This window comes from Falsiroseomonas oryziterrae, assembly GCF_021864505.1.
Classification (GTDB): domain Bacteria; phylum Pseudomonadota; class Alphaproteobacteria; order Acetobacterales; family Acetobacteraceae; genus Falsiroseomonas; species Falsiroseomonas oryziterrae.
The window spans coordinates 1-511 of sequence record NZ_JAKJIB010000730.1 but is presented as its reverse complement, the minus strand read 5'-3'; the positions used below and the strand labels follow the sequence as shown (position 1 = coordinate 511).

The following is a 511-nucleotide window of genomic DNA, read 5'->3' as shown; positions in this document are numbered from 1 at the left end:
AGGGGTCCGGGGAGGGCAACGCCCTCCCCGGCAGCGCCCCGCCGTTCACCCCGCCAGCCGCGCCTCGATCGCCGCCGCGGCGGCCTTGTCGAGCTTCAGCGCCTTGGCCAGCGCGTCGAGCCAGGCGCGTTCGGGCGGGGTGATCTCGCCCATCGCGGCGAAGGCGGCGGCGTAGAGGCGGGCCTTCAGCATCGGGTCGCGCGCTTCCCTGGCCAGCGCCTCGGGGGTCAGGGGGCGGTCGAAATCGGCGAGGACGAAGTCGCGCTCCTCGGCGCTGAGGCCTGCGGCGTCGAGCTGGCCGGCGATGGCGGCGCGCTCCTGCGCGTCCACGCTGCCATCGGCCTTGGCCGCGGCGACCATGGCGCGGACCATCAGCAGCGCCTCGGCGTCCTCGGCGTCCGGGCCCTCGGGCTCGGGCGGCGGCGCGGCGGTGGGGACCGACCAGGGCGAGGCGCCGGGGGCGGATCCCGTCTGGGGCATGCGGCGGGCCGGGGCCGCGACGTCGGCCGGG

1 protein-coding gene is annotated in these 511 nt (G+C 78.7%); it reads right to left on the bottom strand.

From position 1 onward, the window contains the following. Positions 1-45: 45 nt before the first annotated feature. On the bottom strand, positions 46-511 hold a 466-nt coding region (locus tag L2I40_RS24390), incomplete at its 5' end, for a DUF533 domain-containing protein (RefSeq protein ID WP_237217903.1).